Origin of the sequence: Nocardioides terrae, from assembly GCF_900112345.1 — a bacterium.
GTDB classification, from domain to species: Bacteria; Actinomycetota; Actinomycetes; order Propionibacteriales; family Nocardioidaceae; genus Nocardioides; species Nocardioides terrae.
Genome location: NZ_FOLB01000015.1, coordinates 1 through 22,450, shown reverse-complemented (window position 1 = coordinate 22,450; position 22,450 = coordinate 1). Strand labels below are relative to the sequence as shown.

At 69.6% G+C, this 22,450-nt stretch carries 18 protein-coding genes and 1 tRNA gene; 17 read left to right on the top strand and 2 right to left on the bottom strand.

Annotation, left to right across the window (positions count from 1 at the left end; translation table 11 throughout):
* Positions 1 to 50: 50 nt before the first annotated feature.
* From BM236_RS16850 to BM236_RS16790, 12 genes are all read left to right on the top strand, one after another.
* Positions 51 to 3,368 (top strand): heavy metal translocating P-type ATPase, encoded by a 3,318-nt coding sequence (locus BM236_RS16850; RefSeq protein WP_091126231.1) that lies wholly within the window; start codon positions 51 to 53, stop codon positions 3,366 to 3,368.
* Between the two features lie 156 nt (positions 3,369 to 3,524).
* A complete protein-coding gene (locus BM236_RS16845; RefSeq protein WP_245750398.1) occupies positions 3,525 to 4,280 on the top strand; it encodes an ABC transporter ATP-binding protein in 756 nt (251 codons plus the stop codon).
* Positions 4,280 to 6,811: an ABC transporter permease gene (locus tag BM236_RS16840; protein WP_091126227.1), complete on the top strand. Its 2,532-nt coding sequence runs from the start codon at positions 4,280 to 4,282 to the stop codon at positions 6,809 to 6,811. Before BM236_RS16845 ends, BM236_RS16840 begins: the two co-directional genes overlap by 1 nt.
* A 274-nt stretch (positions 6,812 to 7,085) precedes the next feature.
* Entirely contained in the window at positions 7,086 to 7,697 is a 612-nt protein-coding gene (locus BM236_RS16835) for a flavin reductase family protein (protein WP_091126225.1), read from the top strand.
* Positions 7,694 to 8,401 (top strand): cysteine hydrolase family protein, encoded by a 708-nt coding sequence (locus BM236_RS16830; protein WP_217645388.1) that lies wholly within the window; start codon positions 7,694 to 7,696, stop codon positions 8,399 to 8,401. The genes BM236_RS16835 and BM236_RS16830 overlap by 4 nt, the downstream gene beginning before the upstream one ends.
* Before the next feature lie 307 nt (positions 8,402 to 8,708).
* The gene (locus tag BM236_RS16825) at positions 8,709 to 9,128 is read left to right on the top strand and encodes a GNAT family N-acetyltransferase (protein WP_091126219.1); all 420 of its coding nucleotides are present in this window, start codon (positions 8,709 to 8,711) and stop codon (positions 9,126 to 9,128) included.
* A 300-nt stretch (positions 9,129 to 9,428) separates the two neighbouring features.
* Complete coding sequence (locus BM236_RS16815; RefSeq protein ID WP_139230141.1) at positions 9,429 to 9,986, top strand: GNAT family protein; 558 nt, start codon at positions 9,429 to 9,431, stop codon at positions 9,984 to 9,986.
* A gap of 35 nt (positions 9,987 to 10,021) precedes the next feature.
* Entirely contained in the window at positions 10,022 to 10,216 is a 195-nt protein-coding gene (locus BM236_RS16810) for a heavy-metal-associated domain-containing protein (RefSeq protein WP_139230140.1), read from the top strand.
* A 51-nt stretch (positions 10,217 to 10,267) separates the two neighbouring features.
* Positions 10,268 to 13,198 (top strand): helix-turn-helix transcriptional regulator, encoded by a 2,931-nt coding sequence (locus tag BM236_RS16805; RefSeq protein WP_091126210.1) that lies wholly within the window; start codon positions 10,268 to 10,270, stop codon positions 13,196 to 13,198.
* A gap of 302 nt (positions 13,199 to 13,500) precedes the next feature.
* Positions 13,501 to 14,142, top strand: coding sequence for a GrpB family protein (locus tag BM236_RS16800; protein WP_217645387.1), 642 nt, complete (start codon positions 13,501 to 13,503; stop codon positions 14,140 to 14,142).
* Positions 14,143 to 14,470: 328 nt separating this feature from the next.
* Positions 14,471 to 15,160 carry an aspartate/glutamate racemase family protein gene (locus tag BM236_RS16795; protein ID WP_091126209.1) on the top strand — a complete coding sequence of 230 codons (690 nt, stop codon included), beginning with the start codon at positions 14,471 to 14,473 and terminating at the stop codon, positions 15,158 to 15,160.
* Between the two features lie 36 nt (positions 15,161 to 15,196).
* Positions 15,197 to 15,790 carry a GNAT family N-acetyltransferase gene (locus BM236_RS16790; RefSeq protein ID WP_091126206.1) on the top strand — a complete coding sequence of 198 codons (594 nt, stop codon included), beginning with the start codon at positions 15,197 to 15,199 and terminating at the stop codon, positions 15,788 to 15,790.
* 540 nt (positions 15,791 to 16,330) lie between these two features.
* Here BM236_RS16790 and BM236_RS16785 read toward each other — a convergent pair.
* Positions 16,331 to 17,317 carry an ArsR/SmtB family transcription factor gene (locus tag BM236_RS16785; protein ID WP_091126205.1) on the bottom strand — a complete coding sequence of 329 codons (987 nt, stop codon included), beginning with the start codon at positions 17,315 to 17,317 and terminating at the stop codon, positions 16,331 to 16,333.
* A gap of 56 nt (positions 17,318 to 17,373) precedes the next feature.
* On the opposite strand from BM236_RS16785, the gene BM236_RS16780 reads away from it, so the two are divergent.
* From BM236_RS16780 to BM236_RS16770, 4 genes are all read left to right on the top strand, one after another.
* Positions 17,374 to 18,627, top strand: coding sequence for an MFS transporter (locus tag BM236_RS16780; protein ID WP_175507722.1), 1,254 nt, complete (start codon positions 17,374 to 17,376; stop codon positions 18,625 to 18,627).
* Between the two features lie 304 nt (positions 18,628 to 18,931).
* Entirely contained in the window at positions 18,932 to 20,503 is a 1,572-nt protein-coding gene (locus BM236_RS19095) for a molybdopterin-dependent oxidoreductase (protein ID WP_175507721.1), read from the top strand.
* A 100-nt stretch (positions 20,504 to 20,603) separates the two neighbouring features.
* Positions 20,604 to 20,675: transfer RNA gene (locus BM236_RS19090), tRNA-Glu, on the top strand.
* A gap of 98 nt (positions 20,676 to 20,773) precedes the next feature.
* The gene (locus tag BM236_RS16770; RefSeq protein ID WP_091126199.1) at positions 20,774 to 21,550 is read left to right on the top strand and encodes a maleylpyruvate isomerase family mycothiol-dependent enzyme; all 777 of its coding nucleotides are present in this window, start codon (positions 20,774 to 20,776) and stop codon (positions 21,548 to 21,550) included.
* 91 nt (positions 21,551 to 21,641) lie between these two features.
* On the opposite strand, the gene BM236_RS16765 is transcribed toward BM236_RS16770, so the two are convergent.
* Entirely contained in the window at positions 21,642 to 21,950 is a 309-nt protein-coding gene (locus BM236_RS16765) for a hypothetical protein (RefSeq protein WP_091126196.1), read from the bottom strand.
* Between the two features lie 284 nt (positions 21,951 to 22,234).
* Here BM236_RS16765 and BM236_RS16760 point away from each other — a divergent pair.
* Positions 22,235 to 22,450: helix-turn-helix domain-containing protein (locus tag BM236_RS16760; RefSeq protein ID WP_139230138.1), on the top strand; the 216-nt coding region annotated here is incomplete at its 3' end.

The window sequence follows — 22,450 nt, the reverse complement described above, 5'->3', positions numbered from 1 at the left end:
CCCTCCCCGCAGCACACCTCCCACCGCAACCCCGCATCGAGGAGACCGAGATGACCGCGACCACCACCCCGACCGTGACCACCGCACCCACGGCGACCGGCGCCGAGGTCGAGGTCGAGACCACCCTGACCATCGAGGGCATGACCTGCGCCTCCTGCGTCGGGCGGGTCACCAAGGCGCTGAACCGCGTCGAGGGTGTGGCCGCGGCCTCAGTCAACCTCGCTACCGAGACCGCCACCGTCACCCATGACCCCGCGCTGGCGCCGGTCACCGACCTGACCGCCGCCGTCGTCCGGGTCGGCTACACGGCCACCCCGAAGCCGACCCGGACCTCGGACGCCACTGAGCCCACCGCCACGGAGATCTCGCCCGTTGACGACCTCGACGCCCGCCGCGACCGCGAGATCGCCCGCCTGGCCCGCCGCTGGCGCGTCACCCTCGTCGCGGGCCTCTCCCTGATGGGCGTCATGTACCTGCCGCTGCACTTGGACACCATGGACTGGCTGATGCCGCTGATCATGGTGATCGCCACCGCTGTCCAGGTCTGGGCGGGTGGCGACATCTACCGCCACGCCTGGGCCGCGGCCCGCAACCGTGCCACCACCATGGACACCCTGGTCGCGCTCGGCACCGGCGTCGCCTACGGCTACAGCGCGTTCGTCACGCTGTGGCCCGGGAAGGCCCAAGCCTGGGGGCTCCCGCTGCACTTGTACTTCGAGACCGCGCTGGTCGTCATCGCCCTCGTGCTGATGGGTCGCTGGCTGGAGCTGAAAGCCAAGAAGCGCACCGCCGGCTCCATCAAGGCCCTGGTCGGGCTGGCGCCCACGACCGCCCGTGTCGTCCGTGACGGGGCCGAGGTCGACGTGCCTATCGATCAGGTCGCCGTTGGTGACGTCGTCCGGGTCCGCCCCGGTGAGAAGGTCCCCGTCGACGGCGTCGTCTTCGAGGGCTCCTCAGCCGTGGACGAGTCAATGCTGACCGGCGAGAGCGCGCCGGTTGCCAAGCGCCCCGGCCTGGAGGTCATCGGCTCCACGCTGAACCGGACCGGCAGTCTGCTGGTGCAGGTCACCGCGGTCGGCGAGGACACCACGCTCGCGCAGATCATCCGCCTGGTCGAGGAAGCCCAGGGCGCGCAGGCTCCCATGCAGCGGCTCGCCGACCGGGTCTCGACCTGGTTCGTCCCGGGCGTGCTCGTCGCCGCCGCGCTCACGTTCACCGCCTGGCTGTTCTTCGGCCCAGAGCAAGACGCCCTGGTCAACGCCGTCGGCACCGCGATCGCCGTCCTCATCATCGCCTGCCCGTGTGCCCTGGGTCTGGCGACTCCGACCGCCGTCATGGTCGGGACCGGCAAGGCCGCCGAGCTCGGGATCCTCATCGGCGACGGCCAGGCCCTCGAGACCGCGCGCCGGATCACCGCCGTCGCCCTGGACAAGACCGGCACCATCACCTCCGGCCGCCCCGAGGTCGTGGGGATCTCCGCCCTCGGTGGCTGGTCCGTGGACGAGCTGCTCGCCTTGGTCGCTGCCGCCGAGCTCGGCAGTGAGCACCCGGTAGGCGAGGCCATCGTCACCGCCGCCCGCGACCGTGGCCTGCCGCTGCCGCCGGCGACCGGCTTTGAGGCGATCCCTGGCCACGGCATCACCGCCGATGTCGATGGACGCCAGTTGCTGGTCGGCAATGCCACACTGATGGGCCGCCACGGCATCGATGTCACCGCGCTCGTCGCGGCCGCCCACCGGTCCGCCTCCCAGGCCCGCACGCCGATGTACGTCGCCGTCGACGCCACTACCGCTGGCTTGATCGAGGTCGCCGACCCGGTCAAGTCGACGTCCGCCGAGGCCGTCGCCGCTCTGAAGGGACTGGGCCTGGAGGTGTGGATGCTGACCGGCGACAACGTGGGCACCGCCCGGGCGGTGGCCGCCGAGGTCGGGATCGACCACGTGCTCGCCGAGGTCCTCCCGGGCGAGAAGGCCGACCGGGTCGCCGAGCTTCAGGCCGCCGGGCACGTCGTCGCGGTCGCCGGCGACGGCATCAACGACGCTCCCGCGCTCGCGCGGGCTGACCTCGGGGTCGCGATCGGCACCGGCACCGACGTCGCCATCGCCGCGTCCGACATCACGCTCGTCGGCGGCGACCTCAAAGGTCTGGTGAACGCGATCGAACTGTCCCGCGAGACCGTGCTCACCATCAAGCAGGGCCTCGCGTGGGCGTTCGCCTACAATGTCCTGCTCGTCCCGGTCGCCGCCGGCGCTCTGTACTGGTGGGACCAACTCTTGCTCGACCCGGTCCTGGCCAGCGCCGCGATGGCGATGAGCTCGGTCAGCGTCGTCACCAACGCCCTGAGGCTCCGCCGCTTCCGCCCCGGCGCCGACACCCAGACGCTCGCGGCCCGCATCGGCCGCTGGTCCTATCTGGCCGCGATCGCCGTCGTCGCCCTCGCTCTCGGCGCGGGCTTCACCTGGCTCTCGCGCACCGACCGGGCCGAGCGCGGCATGAACGGCACCCTCGCGTGGTCCGAGGGCATGGGCATGCCGATGCGGCCCGCCATGAGCACGATGGAGGAGACCGACGTGTCTGCGATCAGCACCCACGACGCCGGCCTCGACGTGGAGATCGTCACCGCCGCCCCGGTGAAGCCCGGAAGGCGGGTCACTGTCTTCATCGCGATCCGCGATGCCGCTACCGGGGAGGGCATCGGCGACCTCGTCCGCACTCACCAGGTGTGGATGCACATGATCATCACCCGCGACGACCTCGGAACCTTCGCCCACATCCACCCCAAACCCACTGACACCCCCGGCACGTACACGGTTGAGGCGACCTTCCCCACAACCGGCGCCTACACCGTGCACACCGAGTTCCGCCGCCAGGGCCAGATGACCGACGTGCTCGACACGCACCGGATCACCATCGCTGGCTCAACCCCGGCGCCGGCCACCATGCCGACCGCCGACGTCCGTAGCTCCACCGGCCAAGGCGTCCGGGTCACGCTCGACGGACAGGCGCACCTCGGCGAGACCAGCGACTTCACGCTCCGGTTCACCGACATCGCCGGCCGACCGGTCGACGACCTGCAGCCCTACCTCGGCGCAGCCGGGCACGTGGTCGTGATGCGCGCCGACGGGTCGACGTTCGCGCACCGGCACGCCGAGACCTTCGACGATCAGGGCCGCCCGGTCTTTGCCCTGCCCGGCACGACGTTCGGCCCCGAGCTGGATCTGCACGTGAACTTCGACCGGCCTGGCGCCTACCGGCTCTGGGCGCAGTTCCGGCTCGGTGACGGGACGGTCATCACCGCCCCGTTCGTCGTCCACGTGGCCGACCACGACCAACCCGCGCCGGAGGTCGTCACGGCGAACGCCGGCTAACAGCCGAAGCCGAACATCCCAGCAAGCCCCGGCACCCCACCCACCAGCCAGGAGGACACCGTGTCCACACTCGAGCGAAACGACCGCACCCACCTCTCCACCGGCACAACGACAGCAGCCACCGGCGATGGCCGCCCGGCCGCGCGCAGCGAGGCGCTGACCAAGGTCTACGGCGACGGCGAGGCCCGGGTCACGGCGCTCGACGGCGTCTCGGTGGAGTTCCACCCCGGCCAGTTCACCGCCATCATGGGCCCCTCAGGATCCGGGAAGTCGACCTTGATGCACGTCATGGCGGGCCTCGACGCCCCGACGTCCGGGCAGTCCTGGATCGGCGACGTGGAGCTGAGCGGCCTGGGCGACAAGGGACTGACCAGGCTCCGCCGGGACCGGATCGGGTTCATCTTCCAGGCGTTCAACCTGATCCCCACCCTGTCCGCGCTGGAGAACATCACCCTCCCCATGGACATCGCCGGCCGCAAGCCCGGCCAGGCGTGGCTCGACCAGGTCATCGACACCGTCGGGCTCCGGCCCCGGCTCTCGCACCGGCCCGCTGAGCTTTCCGGTGGCCAGCAGCAGCGCGTCGCCTGCGCCCGGGCGCTGGCCAGCCGCCCGGACATCGTGTTCGCCGACGAGCCCACCGGCAATCTCGACTCCCGCACCGGCGCCGAGATCCTCGCCTTCCTCCAGTCCTCGGCCCGCACCCTGGGCCAGACGATCGTGATGGTCACCCACGACCCGGTCGCCGCGGCCTACGCCGACCGCGTCGTTTTCCTCGCCGACGGCCGCATCGTCGACGAGATCGACGCCCCCACGGCCGACCGCGTCCTCGAGCGCATGAAGGCCTTCGACCGCACCGAACCGACCACCACCCGCGGCAGCATGGGCGGCCACGACCGGGATGGAGCCGCGTGATGCTGCGCACCGCGATCCGCAACCTGCTCGCACACAAGGCGCGCCTGGTGATGAGTGGGCTCGCCGTCGTCCTCGGCGTCGCGTTCGTCGCCGGCACGTTGACCTTCACCGATGCGCTGAACAACACCTTCACCGGCATCTTCAAGGGCGCCGCCGCCGACGTCAGCGTCGAACCCAAGGCAGCCTTCAACACCGGCATGGCCGGCATGGACATGAACTCCGCTAGCGCCTCCCTGCCCGCCTCCCTGGTCGAGAAGGTCGTCGCCGTCGACGGGGTCAGCGCCGCCACCGGCTACGTCCAGGCCGACGGCGTCTACGTCCTCGACACCAACGGTCACGTCGCTGACACCGGCGGCGCACCCGGCATGGGGATCAGCTGGACCACAAACCCGGAGCTGAACTCCGCCACCCTCGTCGCCGGCCAGGCACCGACCTCCTCCGACGAGGTCGCGATCGACACCGGCACCGCCGACGACCTCGGCTACCACGTCGGCGACCACGTCACCGTGCTCACCCCTGGGCCGCGCCTGCAAGCCACGCTCGTCGGAACCTTCCGGTACGGGCAGGACGGCGGGCTGGCCGGCGCGTCGATGACCGCGTTCGACACCGCGACCGCACAACGGCTGCTCCTCGCCAAGGGGCGCTTCAGCGAGATCGGCGTCACCGCCGCGGACGGCATGAGCCACACCGAACTCGCCGACCACCTCACCGCCGAGCTCGGCGCCGGTTACCAGGTCAGCACTAAGGAGCAGAAGGCCGCCGATCGGGCCGCCTCCCTCGAGGATTCGCTGAAGTTCATCAACACCTTCCTGCTCGTCTTCGCCGGCGTCGCCCTTTTCGTCGGCAGCTTCCTGATCTTGAACACGTTCTCGATGCTGGTGGCGCAGCGCACCCGCGAGCTCGCGCTGCTCCGAGCGCTCGGCGCCAGCCGCCGCCAGGTCACCCGAACTGTGCTGATCGAGGCGGTCGTGCTCGGCCTGGTCGGCGCCACCGTCGGGCTCGGCGGCGGTTACGCCCTCGCCTTCGGGCTGAAGGGCATGTTCGGCCGGTTCGGACTCACCATCGACAGTGGACTTACGTTGACCGGCGCCACCGTCGCCTGGTCCTACCTGATCGGCAGCGCAGTCACGCTGGTAGCCGCGTACCTGCCGGCGCGCCGCGCGGCGAAGGTCCCCCCGGTCGCCGCGATGCGCGCCGACCTCGTCACCACTCCGCGCCCGCTGCGGGTTCGCACTATCTCAGGCGTCGTCGTCGCCGCACTGTCCGCAGCCGGCCTCGCCGGTGGCGCCGCCGGCGGGACGCTACCGCTCGTCGCGGTCGGCGCCCTCGGCCTCCTCGTCGCGGTCATCGTGCTCAGCCCGGTGCTCGCGGTCCCGTTCGTCCACGGCGTCGGAGCCTTCCTTCCACAGTTGGCCGGCACCACCGGCCGCCTGGCGAAGGAGAACGCGCTGCGCAACCCCCGCCGCACCGCCGCGACGTCCTCGGCGCTGATGATCGGGCTGGCGCTGGTGACCGGGTTCGGCATCCTCGGCACCTCCGCACGGGCCTCCATCGACCGGACCGTCGACGACGTGCTTCGCGCCGACTACGTGGTCTCCGCGGCCATGGGACAGCCGTTCACGCCCCAGGTCGCCGACCGGGTCCGCCACATCGACGGCGTGGAGTCCGTCGCCGTCGAGCGGTACGGCACCGCCGAGATCGACGGCCACCAGGGCTACTTCTCCGCCTACGACCCCGCCCTCGTGGGCGACGCGCTCGCCATCGACATGACCGACGGGAAGCTCAACGGCCTGGCTGCGGGCACGATCCTCGTCTCGGCGAAGGAAGCCGATCGGGCCGGGCTCTCGGTCGGTGACTCGGTGAGGTTCGAGGTCGCGAACGGGCAGAGCCGCCAACTGAAGGTCGCCGGGTTGTACGGCGACGACAACGGGCTGGGCCCGTACGTGATCGCGATGGACACCTACCAGGCGACCGGCGGCGTCCCGCTCGACCAGAACGTCTACATCACCCTCGATCGGTCCGCTGACGCGACCGACGTCCACAAGGCGCTGGACCGGGTCGTTGACGAGTACCCGGTCGTGCAGTTACGGGACGCCGAGGGCTACAAGCAGGACAAGCGCGCCGGCATCGACCAGCTGCTCACACTGATCAACGCCCTGCTCGCCCTGTCGGTGCTCATCGCGGTCCTCGGGGTGGTCAACACCCTGGTGCTGTCGGTGATCGAACGGACCCGGGAGCTCGGTCTCCTCCGCGCCCTCGGCATGGACCGGCGCCACGTGCGCCGCATGGTCCGGCTCGAGGCGGTCGTGATCTCGCTCTACGGCGCCGCGCTCGGCATCGCCCTCGGCACCGTCCTGGGCCTGGCCCTCACCACGGTGATGCACGACCAGGGTCTCGTCGCGACCGCCGTTCCGGTGCCGCAGCTGGTGCTCGGACTGGTGCTCGGTGGCGTCACCGGGCTCGTCGCGGCCGCCATCCCCGCCCGCCGGGCCGGACGGCTCGACGTGCTCGACGCCATCAGCGCGACTTGAGGACGGACAGGAGAGGAGGTCCGGCACGACTCGGCGACGCCGAACCCCACGCAGCGATCGCGCGCGCGCCCACCACGGCCCTGTGGCGCCGTCCGCCGCGGCCCCAGCCGATCCGCCGCCCGGCGACTGGTGGCAGCCATAGGCGACTCGAGCTACGCCGACAGCCACCTAGTCCAGAGCTACGTCGGCTTCTGCGCCAACAGTCACCCAAGAGTCACCACCGACGCCCCACCCCCGCCCACACCACTTCGCACAGCAACGGAGGTCCCAGAGCTTGTCCAGCACGCCGCTCACCCACACCGTGCTCGAACCCAAGGTTCTCTACTTCGGCACACCGGTCTCGGTGATCAGCAGCCTGAACCCGGACGGCACCACCAACATCGCACCAATCTCCTCGTCCTGGTACCTCGGCCGCACCGTTGTGCTCGGAATCGGAACCAGCGGCCAGACGCTGCCCAACCTGGCCCGCGAACGCTCTTGCGTCATCAACTTGCCCGCCGCCGAGCACCAACCTGCCGTGGAACGCCTCGCGCCGTTGACCGGCCGCAGCCCCGTCCCGCCCGGAAAGCGGGAGCAGTACCGGTACGAGCCGGACAAGTTCACCGCAGCAGGACTTACCTGCGCGCCGAGCGACCTGGTGACTCCGGCCCGCGTCGCCGAGTTCCCGGTACACCTGGAGGCGACCGTCGCGGCCATCCACGAGCCCGCCGACGACGACTTCGCGATCGTGGAGGCTCACGTGGTCCGCGTGCACGTCGCTACGGATTTAGTCGTCCCCGGCACCCAATACGTCGACACCGACGGATGGCGTCCCCTCATGTATGTGTTCCGCCACTACTTCGAACTGGGCAGCCGACGCGGCCGCAACTTCCGCGCCGACCAGTGAACCGGACGAATGACCCCAACCATCAGAAAGGCACCCGGATGAGCACCACTGACAACAACTTTGAGCTCCTGCCCGAAAACGCCGAGAGCCACCCAGATCACGCGGGCCGCGCCGGCCGTGGCGGCGCCGACCCGACCCGGTATGCGCTCGTCGTGGTCGACGCCCAGGTCGCGTTCGACGACCAGCGGTTGGGCCCGCGGAACAACCCCGACTGCGACGACAACATCGAACGCCTCGTCACCGCCTGGCTCGAACGGAAGGCGCCGCTGGTCTACGTCCGCCACGACTCCGAGGACCCTGGCTCGCTGATGCATCCGAGCAACCCAGGCAATCGGCTCAAGCCCTACCTCCAGGCTGAACCGGACCTCCTGGTCACCAAGCAGGTCAACTCCGCCTTCCACGGGCACCCAGACCTGCACGCCTGGCTGTCGGCCGCTGAGATCGAAGGGATCGTCATCTGTGGCATCACGACCAACCACTGCTGCGAGACGACGGCTCGAGTCGGCGGCAACCTCGGCTACCGGGTGTTCTTCGCGCTCGACGCCACTCATACCTTCGACCGCGAAGGGCCCGATGGAACGGTGTTGACCGCTGACCAGCTCGCTCAGGCAACAGCCACCAACCTGCACGGTGAGTTCGCCACGGTTGTCACCGTCGACCAACTCCTGGCTGACCGCTTTCGCGGCCACAACCTGAGCGGCTAACCGCAGCGCTTCCGTCGCAGCAAAGGCGCCGATCCCGGTGATTCAGCCGGTGCCAGTCCGGCCGGCCGCCGCGAGGGTTGACCTCAGTCGGCTTACGCGACCGACACCCCCCGAGACCCCCACGCCCGGCCTACCGCCCAGGCCAAACCACATAGGAGAGTCATGGTTGAGAAGCCCGACACCACCATCAGCCTGAGCGCGCCCCCGACCACCGACGCTGAGACCAGCACCACCACCGGCACCAGCACCAGCACCACGGTCACCGTCCGGCGCCGCCGGCGTCGAGGACGCCACTGTCGTACGCACCATGCTGGTCGAGCTCGCCACCCACGAGAACTCCGCACACGCGGTCCAGGCCTCCACCGAGGCTTGGCGGCGGATGCTCGCTCACCCCGCAGTCGTGGTGCTGATCGCCTACGTGGGCGAGCAGCCGGTCGGCTACGTCAGCGGCATCCGTCAGCTCAACCTTTGGGTCGGCGAGGACATCTTCGCGATGGACGACCTCTACGTCCGCGCCAAGGCGAGGGACCGCGGGATCGGCGGGCGGTTGATGGCCGCCCTGGCCGAGTTCGCCGCCGAAAGCGACCTTCTCGTCACCTGGGGCGTACGAGAAGACAACGACGCCGGTCACCGGTTCTACCGGCGCCTCGGCGCCACGCTGCGCACCAAGATCGTCGCGTCGTGGCAGCCGCACGCCTACCGGGCCTACCTCGACGCCCGCTCCTAACCGACCTGAACGACCCGCCGCCCCCGAGGTCCCGGCCCTCCCAGCTTCCCGGGCTCCCGCGTTTCACAGAACCAGGAACACCCTCATGCGAATCCCGCTCGCCGCTACTTCCGCAGCGGCCCTCATGACACTTAGCGTCGCCCGTGCCCCCGCGGCAGTCACGGCCGCCACGGAGACAACGGTCACCCCGTCCACCGGCCACAACCACGGCTTCAGCAACCCGCCCAACGAGGACGCCCGCCAGCTGCGGAACCTCACCTCCAAGGTGCTGTCGGCGCTGCACGTTCACGGAGCTTGGTCATGAATGGCCCGCTACGTCTGCGACGGCTGACCGCTCGTGACCTTCCCGCCCTCCAGGAGCTGCTTGAGGCAGACCCCGGCTACACCATGCGGGTGACCGGCGAGGCACCGCAGCCCAACGCCGCCGCCGACCTCCTAGTCGGTCGGCCGCCGGGCCTGCCCCCGGACCAGAAGGTCGTCCTTGGCGCGTTCGGTGAAGACGGGCTAGTCGCGGTCATCGACGTCCTGCGCGGCTGGCCCAACCCCGTGTCGGTCCACATCGGACTGCTGCAGGTCCGCGCGTCAGGCAAGCGACAAGGCGTCGGTCGGCGCGCCCACGACCTGCTCCTGGCGCGCGTTGCCGACTGGACCGAAGTCACAACACTTCGTGCCGCGATCGTCGGCTCCAACGCAGCCGAGGCCGAGCCATTCTGGGCCGCGCTCGGTTACCAGCCTACCGGCGAGCCAACGCGTTACCAGGCCGGTGCCACCACCACCGACGCCACCGTCTGGACCCGATCCGTTCACTCCAAGAACCCCGCCCCCAGCACCGCTCAGTTCCCACGGAGGACCCGATGATGCGAGGAACGCCACGAACCTTCGTGGGCCCCACCGTGTTCACCCTCGACGGCGCCTTCTGCGTCCATATCGCCGACGACGTCCGCGCGCGGATCGGCGCGATGCCCGGGATTAGCGGCTGCGAGCTGGACATCCCCGCTCGGGTGCTGCTCGTGACTGCGGAAGCGCCGGTCGACCGCGCCGAGGTCCTCGCCGTGCTGCGCACCACCGGCTGCCCAGTCCGAGGATGACCACCGCTTCGCGCTCCGCCGGAAGCCCGCACACCAGCCGGGGTGCGGTGGATGGAGATAAGTCCTCCACCTGGCGGCGGCCGACCTGGTGAGCAGGCACCTTCCTTTTCGGACTCGCGAACCCAGCAAACCTGCCGTCTTCACGCCGTGTCGCGAACTGGTGGGGAAGTTGGCGCGATCTCGACCACCGCGTCCCGCGCCCTCACTAGGCTGACCGACGTGTCAATCGGGGAGGGCGTGTCCGGTATGACCGAGGTGCTGCGAGGGAGGGAGCGCGAACAAGCCGCGCTCGCCGACGTGGTGGACCGAGCAAGATCCGGCCACGGGTCCGCGCTCCTGCTGCAGGGCCAGCCCGGCGTGGGAAAGTCAGCGCTGCTCGAGCACACCATCGCCACCACCGACGGCATGGTGGTGCTGCGCACCCGAGGTGTGGAGTCGGAGGCTCCGCTGCCGTTCGCAGCGCTGCACCGGCTACTGCGCCCCACACTGAGCCACCTTGACCGCATCCCAACCCGGCAGGCCGACGCACTCCGCGCCGCGTTCGGCGAGAGCAGCGACGACGTCGGCGACCGCCACCTGGTCTTCCTCGGCACGTTGAACCTGCTGTCGGCCGTGGCCGAGGGCGAGCCTGTCCTGGCGGTCGTGGACGACGCGCACTGGCTCGACGACGCCTCCGCGGCCGCGCTGCAGTTCGCTGGACGCCGCCTTGAGGGTGAGCCGATTGCGATCATTTTCGCGGTCCGCGACAACGAGACCGGACAGTTCGACCCCCGTGACCTCACGCTCCTCAGCGTCGGGGGAGTCGACGAGACTGCGGCCGTGGCGCTCATCGCCGACCAGGTCGACACCCCGGTCGCCGAAGGGGTCCGCGCCGAACTCCTCGAGGCCACCGGCGGCAACCCGCTCGGACTGGTGGAGCTCACCCGGGCGCTAAGCCAAGCCCAGCTCTCGGGGGCCGAACCGCTGCCTGAGCGGTTGCCGTTGACCGCCGGCGTCGAGCGCGCCTTCCTAGACCGGTACCGGCGCCTGCCCGAGGCGGCACAGACCCTGCTGCTCCTCGCGGCCGCCGACGACTCCGGACGGGTCGTCACGCTCACCCGCGCAGCTGCCCGCATCGGTGTCGGTCCGGAGGCTCTCGACGCGGCCGAGGAGTCCGGACTGCTCAACGTTGGCGACGGCGGTGTCCTCACCCTGCGCCACCCGCTGGTCCGCTCCGCGATCTACGGCGCCGCCACCAGCGGCCGCCGGCGTCAAGCACACCGCGCGCTCGCCGACGCGCTCGCCGGCACCCCCGACGAAGACCGGCGCGCCTGGCATCTGGCGGCCTCCGTGGACGGCCCCGACGAAGCGGTCGTCGCCGCACTGGACGATGCCGCTGAGCGGGCACGTCGACGCGGCGGGCACGAGGCCGCGTCCTCCGCGTGGACCCGTGCCGCCGAGCTCACCGTCGACCCGCAGGAACGTGCAGTCCGGCTGTTCGCTGCGGCGGGCGCCAGCGTCGCCGCCGGCCAACCCGCCGACGGCGACCGGCTCGCCCGCACCGCCCTAGTCGACGCCATCGACCCGTTGCTCCGATCGGACATCCTGCTTCTCCAGGGCCAAATCGAGTGGAACACCGGGTCCCTGGACGACGGCTACCGGATCGTGTGCCAGGCCGCCAGCACCGCCGCTCCACATGACCCCGAACGAGCCCGGATCCTCGCGATGCTCGCAGCCGCTCTCGCCTCCTTTGGTGCCCGGTCCGTGGACGCTCCGGACCCCGCCACCATCACCTCGCCCCCCGGAGCCGACGCCGGTCCGGAGCAACGAGTCGCCGGTTGGCTCCTCCAGGGGTTTTCAGCGGTGCTCCGTGACGAGTGGGCTACGGCCGCCGACGCGTTCCGGCGCGCGTGGGACACCCCGATTGGACCGGATGCGCCACCGATGCTGCACCACAACCTCGCCATCGCCACCATGCACCTCGGCGACGACGACCGCGCCATCGCCCTGCACGACCTGCAACTGCAGCGGGCCCGCGACGCTAGCGCCGTCAACATGATCGAGCACGCCCTCACCCGCGGTGCCGTGTCTCGAATCGCAACGGGCGCGTGGGCCGATGCCGCCTCCTACGCCGAGGAGGCGGTGCTGCTAGACCGCAACCTTGCGCTCGACGAGCTGATCACCTTCCCGCTTGCGCAGCTCGCCGTGATCGCGGCCCTCCGTGGTGACCCGCAGGCGCCGCAGCGCCTCCAGGCGCTGGAGCAAGCGCTCGAGCAGCACCCGCCGCACGGGACGATCGCTGGGCTCGTCATCGGCCTCAGCCATTGGGCCGCGGCACGACAGGCAGGCGTCGCACCCGCCAGGGCCCTCCATCACCTCGAGCAGATCAAGCTGCCGGCCGCCCGCTGGCTGTCCGCCATAGACCGGATCGAGACCGCGGTCCGCGCCGACCGGCGTGACCTGACTGAGAAGTCGCTCGAAGAGCTGCGCACGTTCGCTGACGGCAGTGGGATGGCATGGGCGTGGGCCGCGGTCCACCACTGCGAAGCGATCCTCGGTGGCGCCGATGCTGAGGAGCACTTCCGTCAGGCGCTGGACTGGCACGCCCGCTCCTCGAGGTTGCCGGCGAAGGCACGAACGCAGCTAGCGTTCGGCGAATACCTGCGCCGGCACCGTAGACGCACCGATGCGCGGGTGCCCTTACGAGAGGCGCTGGAGACGTTCGAGAGCCTGGGCGCCACCTTGTGGGCCGACCGGGCCCGGCAAGAGCTGCGGGCATCAGGCGAGACCGCACGCCGCGGCAACGATCTCGTGGCGACCGAGCTGACCCCGTCTGAGGCGCAGATCGCCGCGCTCGTGCGCCAGGGCTTGTCGAACAAGGACGTCGCCGGACGGCTGTTCGTCAGCCCCCGCACCGTCGACTTCCACCTGCGCAACATCTACACCAAGCTCGGCATCACATCACGCACCGAGCTCGTGGCAATGACGTCAGACCCTGCGTGACCGCCCGACCTGCCGAATTCATCCGGTGCAGGGGCACAACGCAACCTGGCGATTTGCCCGGTGCCGATCCCATCGCCCGAGGGAGACGATGGAGCTCCATTCCCGGCCCGAAGGAGCCGGAAACGAGAGATTCACGGAGCCGTCATGACCGCCACCTATCTGATGTGTCCCGAAGCTGCCCGCCACGAGGTCACCCGCCGTCTCCGCGCCGCTGACGACGAGAGCCGCCGTCGGATGGCTCGCCGCTCGACCAGTCGCCTCAGGTTCCGCATCTCGCCGTCCATGGCTGCCTAGGGGCAGCTGTGCCGACCCATCCTTTATGGAACCGGTTCGAAATCCCGTCGGAGGCGGAGATTCGGGCCGCTCGGGTCCACGCCCGTGCTGCGGCTCCCGCACCGGTCGAGGTGGTGCCGCCCGACCCGGCATGGGCCGGTTGGTACGCGACCGTACGTGACCGAATCGTCGACGCGCTCGGCGTCCGAGTTATCGCCCTTGAGCATGTCGGCTCCACAGCCGTGCCCGGCCTATGGGCGAAGCCGGTCATCGACATCGACCTCACCGTGGCGAGCCCCGCAGCCGAGCATGATTGGCTGCCCGATCTCGAGCGTGTGGGCTTCCAGCTCCGGGTCCGCGAACCGGACTGGGAGGAGCACCGCATGCTGCGCGGACACCAGCCTCCGACGAACCTGCATGTGTTCGGGCCAGGGGCGCGGGAGCCTCGGCGCCACGTGATGTTCCGCGACTGGCTCTTGACCCACGGCCAGGACCGCGAGCGCTACGCCGCTGTGAAGCGGCGAGTCGCTGCTCACGGCTTCGAGGATGCGATGCTCTACAACAACGCCAAGGCGTGGGTGGTCTACGACATGTACGAGAAGATCTTCGTCGCCGACCCACAGCACAGCCACGATCCTCAACCGCGACCGGCACAACAGACCGAGCGGTGAGGGACCGGCCATGCGCATAACTCGCGAGGTACCTCGCTACTGCCGGACTGCCCACTGGCGGGGGGCCTCGCTCTGATCCTGGCGATTTTCCCGGCGCCACCTCGGCGACGCGGGGAACACGATGGAGCTCCGCTGCCGGCCATCAAGGAGCTGGGAAGAATGAGAACCGAGGAGAGCCCGTTATGAGCACCATGTATCCGGCGCACACGGAGGTCGCCCGTTACGAGATCGCCCGCCGACTCCGCGTCGCCGACGACGAGCGGCGCCGTCGGCTGGTTCGGCAATCGCTCCGCTCCGGCGGCCAGATCAGCGCTGACAGGGCCAGCCGATGAAGCGCCTCGGCCTGATCGGCGGCATGAGCTGGGAGAGCACGGCGCTCTACTACCAGCTCATCAACCAGGGCGTTGCCGAACGGCTCGGCGGTCTGCACTCGGCGGATTGCCTGCTCGCGTCGGTCGACTTCGCACTCATCGCACGCCTTCAAGACGAGGGCCGGTGGGAGGCAGCCGGCGACATTCTCGCCGAGAAGGCTAGAACGCTCGAGGCAGCTGGCGCTGACCTGCTGGTGCTCTGCACGAACACGATGCACAAGGTCGCCCCCGCGATCGAGGCGAGCGTCGACATCCCTCTGCTCCACATCATCGACATCACCGCAGAAGCCGCGCGGAGCCACGGGCTTCACCGATTGGGGTTGCTCGCCACCGGCTTCACCATGGGGCAGGCGTTCTACCGCGACCGGCTCGGCACGCATGGCCTCGAGACACTCGTCCCCGACAGCGAGGGCCGAGAGCTTGTGCACCGGATCATCTACGACGAATTGTGCCGTGGCATCGTCACCGACGACTCCCGCCGACGAATGCGCGCGGTCATCGACGACCTGATCGCGCGGGGAGCAGACGGTGTCATCCTGGGTTGCACCGAGATCGAGCTGCTCATCCAGCCCGACGACAGCCCCGTACCGCTGTTGGCCACCACCGCTCTGCACGCTGCCGCCGCCGTGGACGCCGCGCTCAGCTGATCATCCTCGCGACTCACAAGGAAGGAATCAGCGTCGATGACCCCCGACCCGCCTGGCGGTGCGGACCCCTCCGCAGAAGCGACGACGGTAGTGGACCTGCTCCCCGGCTACAATGCGCGACCGCTGTCCATCAGCGACGCGGCCGCAATCGCGGATGCCTACGCGCGCAACCGCGAGCACCTCGCGCCCTGGGAGCCGACGCGACGTCCCGAGTTCTTCACCGAGGCCGTGCAGCGCGCCGACGCCGAAGCTAAGCTTGCCGCCGCCAACGCCGGGCAGCAGGACCCTTGGCTCATCTGGCACGACGGCGAGGTGGTCGGCCGCGTGAACCTGACCAACATCGCCCGCGGCGTCTTCCAAAACGCCTCGCTGGGCTACTGGGTGGACCACCGCCACACTGGACGTGGCGTCGCCACCGCCGCCGTCCGGTTCGCAGTCCAGCGCGCCACCGGCCTCGGTTTGCACCGGCTCGAGGCCGGCACGCTCGCGGACAACGAACCCTCCCGGATCGTGCTCCGCCGCTGCGGGTTCACTGAGTACGGCCGCGCCCCGCAGTACCTGTTCATCGCCGGCGCCTGGCAAGACCACGTCATGTTCCAGCGCATCTTGCACACCCGGGATGCGCCCTGAGAACGAGCGGACTTCACTCTGCGAGATGCCGGCGCACCGTCGCCGACTGCATCATTCGAGGCACCCGCCTTTTGGCTTAGGGGAGACCCGTGGGATAAAGGATCGTCTCGCGGCCGGCGCCCACGCCGGCATCTCGGCCGGGTTGCTCGCCACCGGCGCCGCGAGCTCACCGCCTCGGGGACCTGCGGGGCCGGTCACGGCCGTGCGGGCTCCCGCGCGCATGGTCGACGTTTCGCCCGCGGTGCTCGTCGACAGCGGCGCTGCTCTGGCGACGACCACCTGGCCGACCGCACGCCGCCGGCGCAGGGATTCCGCGTCAGGCTCGACGCCGAAGTGCACGATGACAAGCTGCGCCCGGCGCTCGCCGTTCCCGCGCGAGCGAATTCGATCGCTCCCAGGCCCTTCTGAACATGGATGCGTCGGGCGCTTGCTGAGTGCCGACTTTGTCGCAACTCATGTCCTGAAGGGCTGCTGCGACTCGACCCTGGCCGGCACAGGGCGAAACCGCTGCCCTGCTAGTGCTGGACCATGGTGGGACGATCATGGTTCGAGTCGTTCTGCGCCGGCCGCCGCGAGCAGGTCATCTCCAAGTTCGCTGCGCAGGTAGAGCACCGATCGCCCGTGTCGGGCGGACGTGAGCAAACCCGCGTCGCGCAAGGCTCGCAGGTGTTGGTTGATCGCCGAAGCTGTCACGCCGAGTCGGACCGCCAGTTCCGTCGAGGATGCCGGCGCGTGCAGGGCAACCAGGAGTTGAGTCCGGGAACGGCCGATCAGTGCCATCAGCGCGTCTGGGCCGCTCGAAACTTCGCTCTCGAAGAGAGCGGCAACTCCTCGAGCGGCGTACATCACCAACGGTGGCGCATCGGGCGAGATGGGCGCCGAGGCGCTCCGTACAAACATGGACGGCGCCAAGGTCAGCCCCGTGCCCGTAGTCGTGTGCCGGTAACCGATCGGGGTCCGTGTCGCGACCCGCACGACGTTGCCGCGGAGACTGAGCGCCGGAGCGAAGTCGGCGAACAAGCCATGCAACCCCGCGGACGCCAGGAGGCGCCCGCGGTAGACGATGTCGGCCTCGAGGAGCGCCCGCATCCGCGGCCACCATGGCTCAAAACATGCCGCCCAATAGTCGGCCAGCGCCGCCGTGATCCTCCCCATCACCTGCTCCGGCGAGCCACGCAGAGGTGAGGGCACCGCGTTGGGATCGGGGTGGACGCTGGCGATGTCGGCGAGCATCGTCTCCGGCCGTGTCCGCGCGGCCGCGTCTAGTTCGTCCTCGAAGCGCGTCAGCGGTGATCGTGGATGGGGTGTGAGGAAGTCCAGGACCCAGAACCTCTCGTTGGTGAGGGCGAAAAGCATCTCAGCGTCCAGCTCGGATCGTGCTGCCATGGTCCGCCGCACCCACGGCAACATCAGCGGGTACCTGCCCGGGTCCCGGAGTGTCCGGAGCGACAGCGTGGCCTCGCCCAAGGGGGAGATCGCGAACCGCACGTCGCCGAGATCAGTCCCTGCGAGGTCGTACTCGATCATGAAGCGGAACGCTACATCTGTGGCGACCCCTGTGCTGGGGCTGGCAGAACAGTCTCGTGATCAAACGCGTCTTTCCCGCTGAACCCGTCTACCGCGCCCTGGCTTTGGCGACGGTACCTGCGGCCCTCTCTACCGGACTGTTCATCAGCGTGAGCGTCCTCTACTTCACGCGTGTCGTCGGGCTGGGGGCGGGCATCGTCGGGACCGGCCTGACGGTGGCGGGAGCTGTCGGTGTGGCCACCTCCTATCTGGGAGGGCGCTTGGCCGACCGACTCGGTGCTGACCGGGTTCAGCTGGGTGCCAACGTTATGCAGGCCCTGGCCCTCCTCGCCTTCACGTTCGTGAACTCGGCGGGGGCATTCGTTGCTGTCGCCTGCGCTGCGGTCGGGGCTCAGCGTCTGCAGCGGGTTGCTACAGGCGCGCTGCAGGCTCGATGGTTCACCGGCGAGGATCGGGTGAAGGTTCGTGCCCAACTCCGGGTTGTCACCAACGTGTCGATCGGCCTCGGAACCTGCCTAGCAGCGATCGCCTTGACTCTCGACACAGCCTCCGCATACCGGAGCACGGTGGCAGCCACCGCCTTCCTGGCCGCCGCGGCCACCATTCCGCTGTTCGGCCTGCGCGGCCGAGTATCTGGGCTTGCCGTGGCGTTGCAGGCAGGCGACAGACGGGGAAACGCTGATAGGACCGTCCGCTCACCGCTTCGTGACCGGACATACCTGTCTATTGCGGCGCTCAACTCGGTGGTTGCGATGCACTTCGGCATCCAGACCGTGGCACTACCGCTGTGGATCACTCGGTCGACCGACGCGCCCGCAGCGATGGTCTCAGTCCTGATGGTGGTAAACACCGCCTTCGTCGCGCTGTTCCAGGTGCGAGCGTCACGGGGCACCCACGACCTCCGACGCGCAGGGCAGACCGTTCGACGCGGAACCCTTGTGCTCTCTGCCGGATGTCTTGTGCTCGCGGCTGCCGGGGATGTCGGCGTGGGAGTGAGCGTGGTGCTGCTGATCGTGGCCGAGCTGTTCATCTCTTCGGCAGAGGTGTGGTGCGAGGCCGGCGGGTGGGGGTTGGCGTTTGAACTGGCCGACCCGGCGAACGCCGGTGCGTACCAAGGCGTGTCGCAGACCGGATATGCGCTCGGCGGAATGGCAGCACCGGTGGTCGTCACCGTCACCGCGGTTCAGCACGGACTTGCGGGGTGGGCACTTTTAGCCGGCATATTCGTGGCGGCAGGGCTGATGGTCGCCGCGCAGGCAGAGCGTGCCGCTGGGCTGAGGCGACGTCTAGAGGTCGATCTGGCCGCGTGACTCGGTCCGTTCTGTTAGGGACCAGCTGTGGGCGGTGAAGGTAGGAGCCTCCGGTCAGGTGGGCACCGAGCCTGCCTGGTGTGTGCGGCGCCTGCGTCGTGCTCCGCCGATGCGGGTTCACCGAGTACGGCCGTGCCCCGCAATACCTGTTCATCGCCGGCGCTTGCCAGGACCACGTCATGTTTCAACGCATCTTGCATACACACGACGCGCCCTGATAACCGTTCGCACCCCCATCTGCGCGATGCGGACAGACTGTCGGCGGGCGCATCATGCGGGCACCTGCTTTGGGAGGGAGACAGAGATGACCAAGGACCGTCTTGCAACGGACCCCCGCATCGGCATCTGGGCCGGATTGCTCGCGACCGCTGCCGGTGAGATCGCCGCCTCCGTAAGCCGCCGTGGCCGGTCACCGGCCTCGGGACTCGCGCGCGGCATGGTCGATGTCTCGCCCGCGATGCTTGTTGACGGCGGCGTCGCCCTGGTCGGGCAAGCCGACAAGCCTGGCCTCGTTGTGATCGCGACCAGCGCCAACGCCGCGGCCGCGGCAGTCGGTGCCGCCGTCGCCTCCCGCAGCGCTGTGCTGGGTGTCGCTACTTCCACGTTCCCGCATGCGCTTGGCGGGCTGCTGGCCTTGCGGCACGGTGACGCCTCAACGTCGGGCACAGCCGCGGCGACTGCCGCCGGAGTCTTCGTAGCCTCGGCGGCCATCGCGCCGGTGAAGCCGGCACCGCGGTTTGCGCTGGCCACTGTCGCGGCTGCAGGTGTTGCGGCGGTCGTCGCTGACCGGCGTTCTCGCCGCGGCGCCGCCGACCAACTCCGGACGCGAGCGAAGCTCCCCAAGCCGGCACGGCCACTGTCGCCGTTGACTTCTGGCGAGGTGACCCGACCGCGAGGTGTCGCACCGCTGCTATTCGAGCCCGACCAGTTCCCGGTCATCGACATCACCGTCCCCGAGCCCCGGGTCGACCTCGACGCTTGGCAGCTGCAAGTGGACGGCGAGGTCGCAGCGCCGTTCGCTCTAACGTTGCCCGAGCTCCTAGCGCTGCCCCTGGAGGAGCGGGACATGCTCATGATCTGCGTGCACAACCCAGTTGGTGGTGACCGGATGGGCTGTGCACGCTGGACCGGAATTAGAATCGCGGACTTGCTGGACCGAGCCGGTGCTCCGGCCGACCAGGGCTGGCTCGTGGTCGAGGCGGTCGACGGTTACTCCAACGTGTTGCCGCTGGCGGAAGCGCGGGAGCGGGCGTTCCTGGCGGTCGGGATGGCCGGCCAGCCGTTGCCGCGCGAGCACGGCAGCCCGGCCAGGCTGCTGGTGCCGGGACGCACCGGCCAGGACGGTCAGACGAAGTGGATCCGGCGCCTCACCGTGACGAGCACGGCACCATTGTCGTACTGGGGCAAGCGGGGCTGGCTCGACGGCACATACCCGGTGCATCCGTCCGCCCGCATCGACGTCCCCAGCGACCACGATCGAGTCGATGCGGGCGAAGAGGTCGCCCACGGCTATGCGTGGGCTTCGCCCGCTGGTGTCGATGCGGTGCAGGTGCAAGTCGACGACGGGCCATGGCTGGACGCTGACCTAGGCGTCGACCTGGGCCCTGAAGCGTGGCGGCCATGGTCGCTTCCTTGGCACGCAGTGCCCGGGCGTCATCGGCTCCGGGTGCGGTGTCGCGCGGTTAGCGGCGACTGGCAGGACGAAACTGCCGCGGCGCCGTACCCGCACGGGGTGCGCGGTGTCCACACTGTCACCGTGCATGTCGGGGGCAGTTTTGTACGGCCCGTTGCCTACCGGTTCGCCGAGGAAGCGAGGACGAGGCTTAGTTGGGGCCTCCGCAGCGTGGCCGCCTGGCGGAACAACCCCTCACAGTAGGGCGGCGCCAGTCCGGCCCCTGAAGCGGTTTCGACCTCCCCGTCGGACGTGCCTAATGCGTGTCGACGTCTCCGCGCCGGCTTCGATGGAGGTGCCTCTGACCTGCGCAAACGGCCGGCATGGGCTCCGCCCTTTCACGGCGGTAGCGCCGGTTCGAATCCGGTAGGGGGTGCAACGTTCCGCTGGACGCTCACTCTCGCGCTCGTCGCCGCTCGGGCAGTGGGAACGCGGGGGCGGAACATCTGGTCACGGTGTCAGGTTGCTCAGGACATGACTGAACTCCTCGACCGCGTCGTCAACGTCCTCCGTGCCGAGCACGACGTCCTGGTCGCGCTGGTGGCCGACCTGGAGTCCGGCCGGTTGACGGGCCCGAGCGGGGCGGACGAGTGGACCGTCGCCCAGGTGCTTTCGCACCTCGGCAGCGGTGCAGAGATCGGTCGAGCACCCATCGCGCGGGCTGCGGGCGAGCCGGTCGAGGCCGAGCCCAACCAGGCGATCTGGGCTCGCTGGGACGCCGCGAGCCCTGAGGACCAGGCGAGCGGGTTCGTCGAGTCCAACGGTCGTTGGCTGGAGACCGTCGAGGCGCTGACCGCTGAGCAGCGGGCAGGGCTCCTCGTCGACCTCGGCTTCCTGCCGGAGCCGGTGCCGCTCGTCACGGCGCTCGGCATGCGGCTCAACGAGGTCGCCAACCACTCCTGGGACGTCCGGGTCGCTCTCGATCCCGCGGCCGAGATCGCGGGGGAGTCGGCGCAGGCACTGGTTGAGCTCTTCCAGGGACCGGTCGCCTTCCTGCTCGGCTGGCTCGCGAAGGAGCGCCCCGAGGCTGAGGTCACCGTGGCTGTGCCCGCGGTCGACGCGACGCTGGTGCTCACCGAGCAGGTCTCGCTCGACGGCGCCGTGGCAGCACCGACGGCGACCCTCGACGGCCCGGCCGGTGCGTTCGTCCGCCTGCTCAACGGCCGGCTCAAGGAGCCCTACACGGACGGCGTGAGCGTCAGCGGCGGCGTCGGTCTCGACGACCTGCACCGGATCTTCCCCGGCTTCTGAGTCGCGCGCGGTCTCGCCACGGACGCGCTGAAGTCCGTGGCACTAGCGGGCACGTCGAGCTGATCCAGCATTGCGCTGTCAGCGGTCAGGGTCAGCTCTCCCGCTGCTCACGTCGAGCGTGGAGGCGCTGCTGCGCGGCCTCCAGGTACGCCAGGCAGGGGGCGTCGGCGTTCGGGTGCTTCTCCTTCAGGTGGAAGATCCATCGATCCATGGCCGCCATGAATCCGTTGTCCTCGCCGGGGCGATAGGCCGACCAATTCCGATCGGCCTTCACGGTGCACTCGCGGCAGCTGATCTTGTAGACGAACTGGCCGTCGCCGCCCACGTCGATCTTCACGTTGGCGAGGTCGCCTGCCTCAGCGGCGGCCTTCCTCTCACGAGCGGAGCGGCTCGCCGGCATGTCGACCTCGGGTCTGATCGGAGGATGTGGTGCAGACGCCTCGGCGGCGCCGTCATCGCGGTGGAACTCAACCGTAACCGCGGGTCGCCGGGTGCGACGACCAGGACCGACATCGGGCTGACCTCCTCCCAGGCGACGGGTCGCCACTCGTCCGACTAGGTGTGATGCCCAGGCACGTTGGTCGAGATCGTGTGACGACACGATCTGAGGTGTAGGTGGGTGAAGGCCTCCCCGGTGTGGAGTGGAGCTGTTGAGAAACCGCTCCGCCACCAAAGGAGGCCTTCGTGTCCCACGCTACTCATGCCAACGCCGCCCTGACCCCTCGCGCCCGCCTCAAGATGGCCCGACTCATCGTTGACGGGGGCTGGAAGATCCCGCGCGCCGCCGAGCGCTTCGACGTGTCGTGGAAGACCGCGAAGAAGTGGGCTGATCGCTACGAGGCCGAAGGGCCAGCCGGGATGCTGGATCGGTCCTCCCGTCCGCACCGTCAACCGAACCGG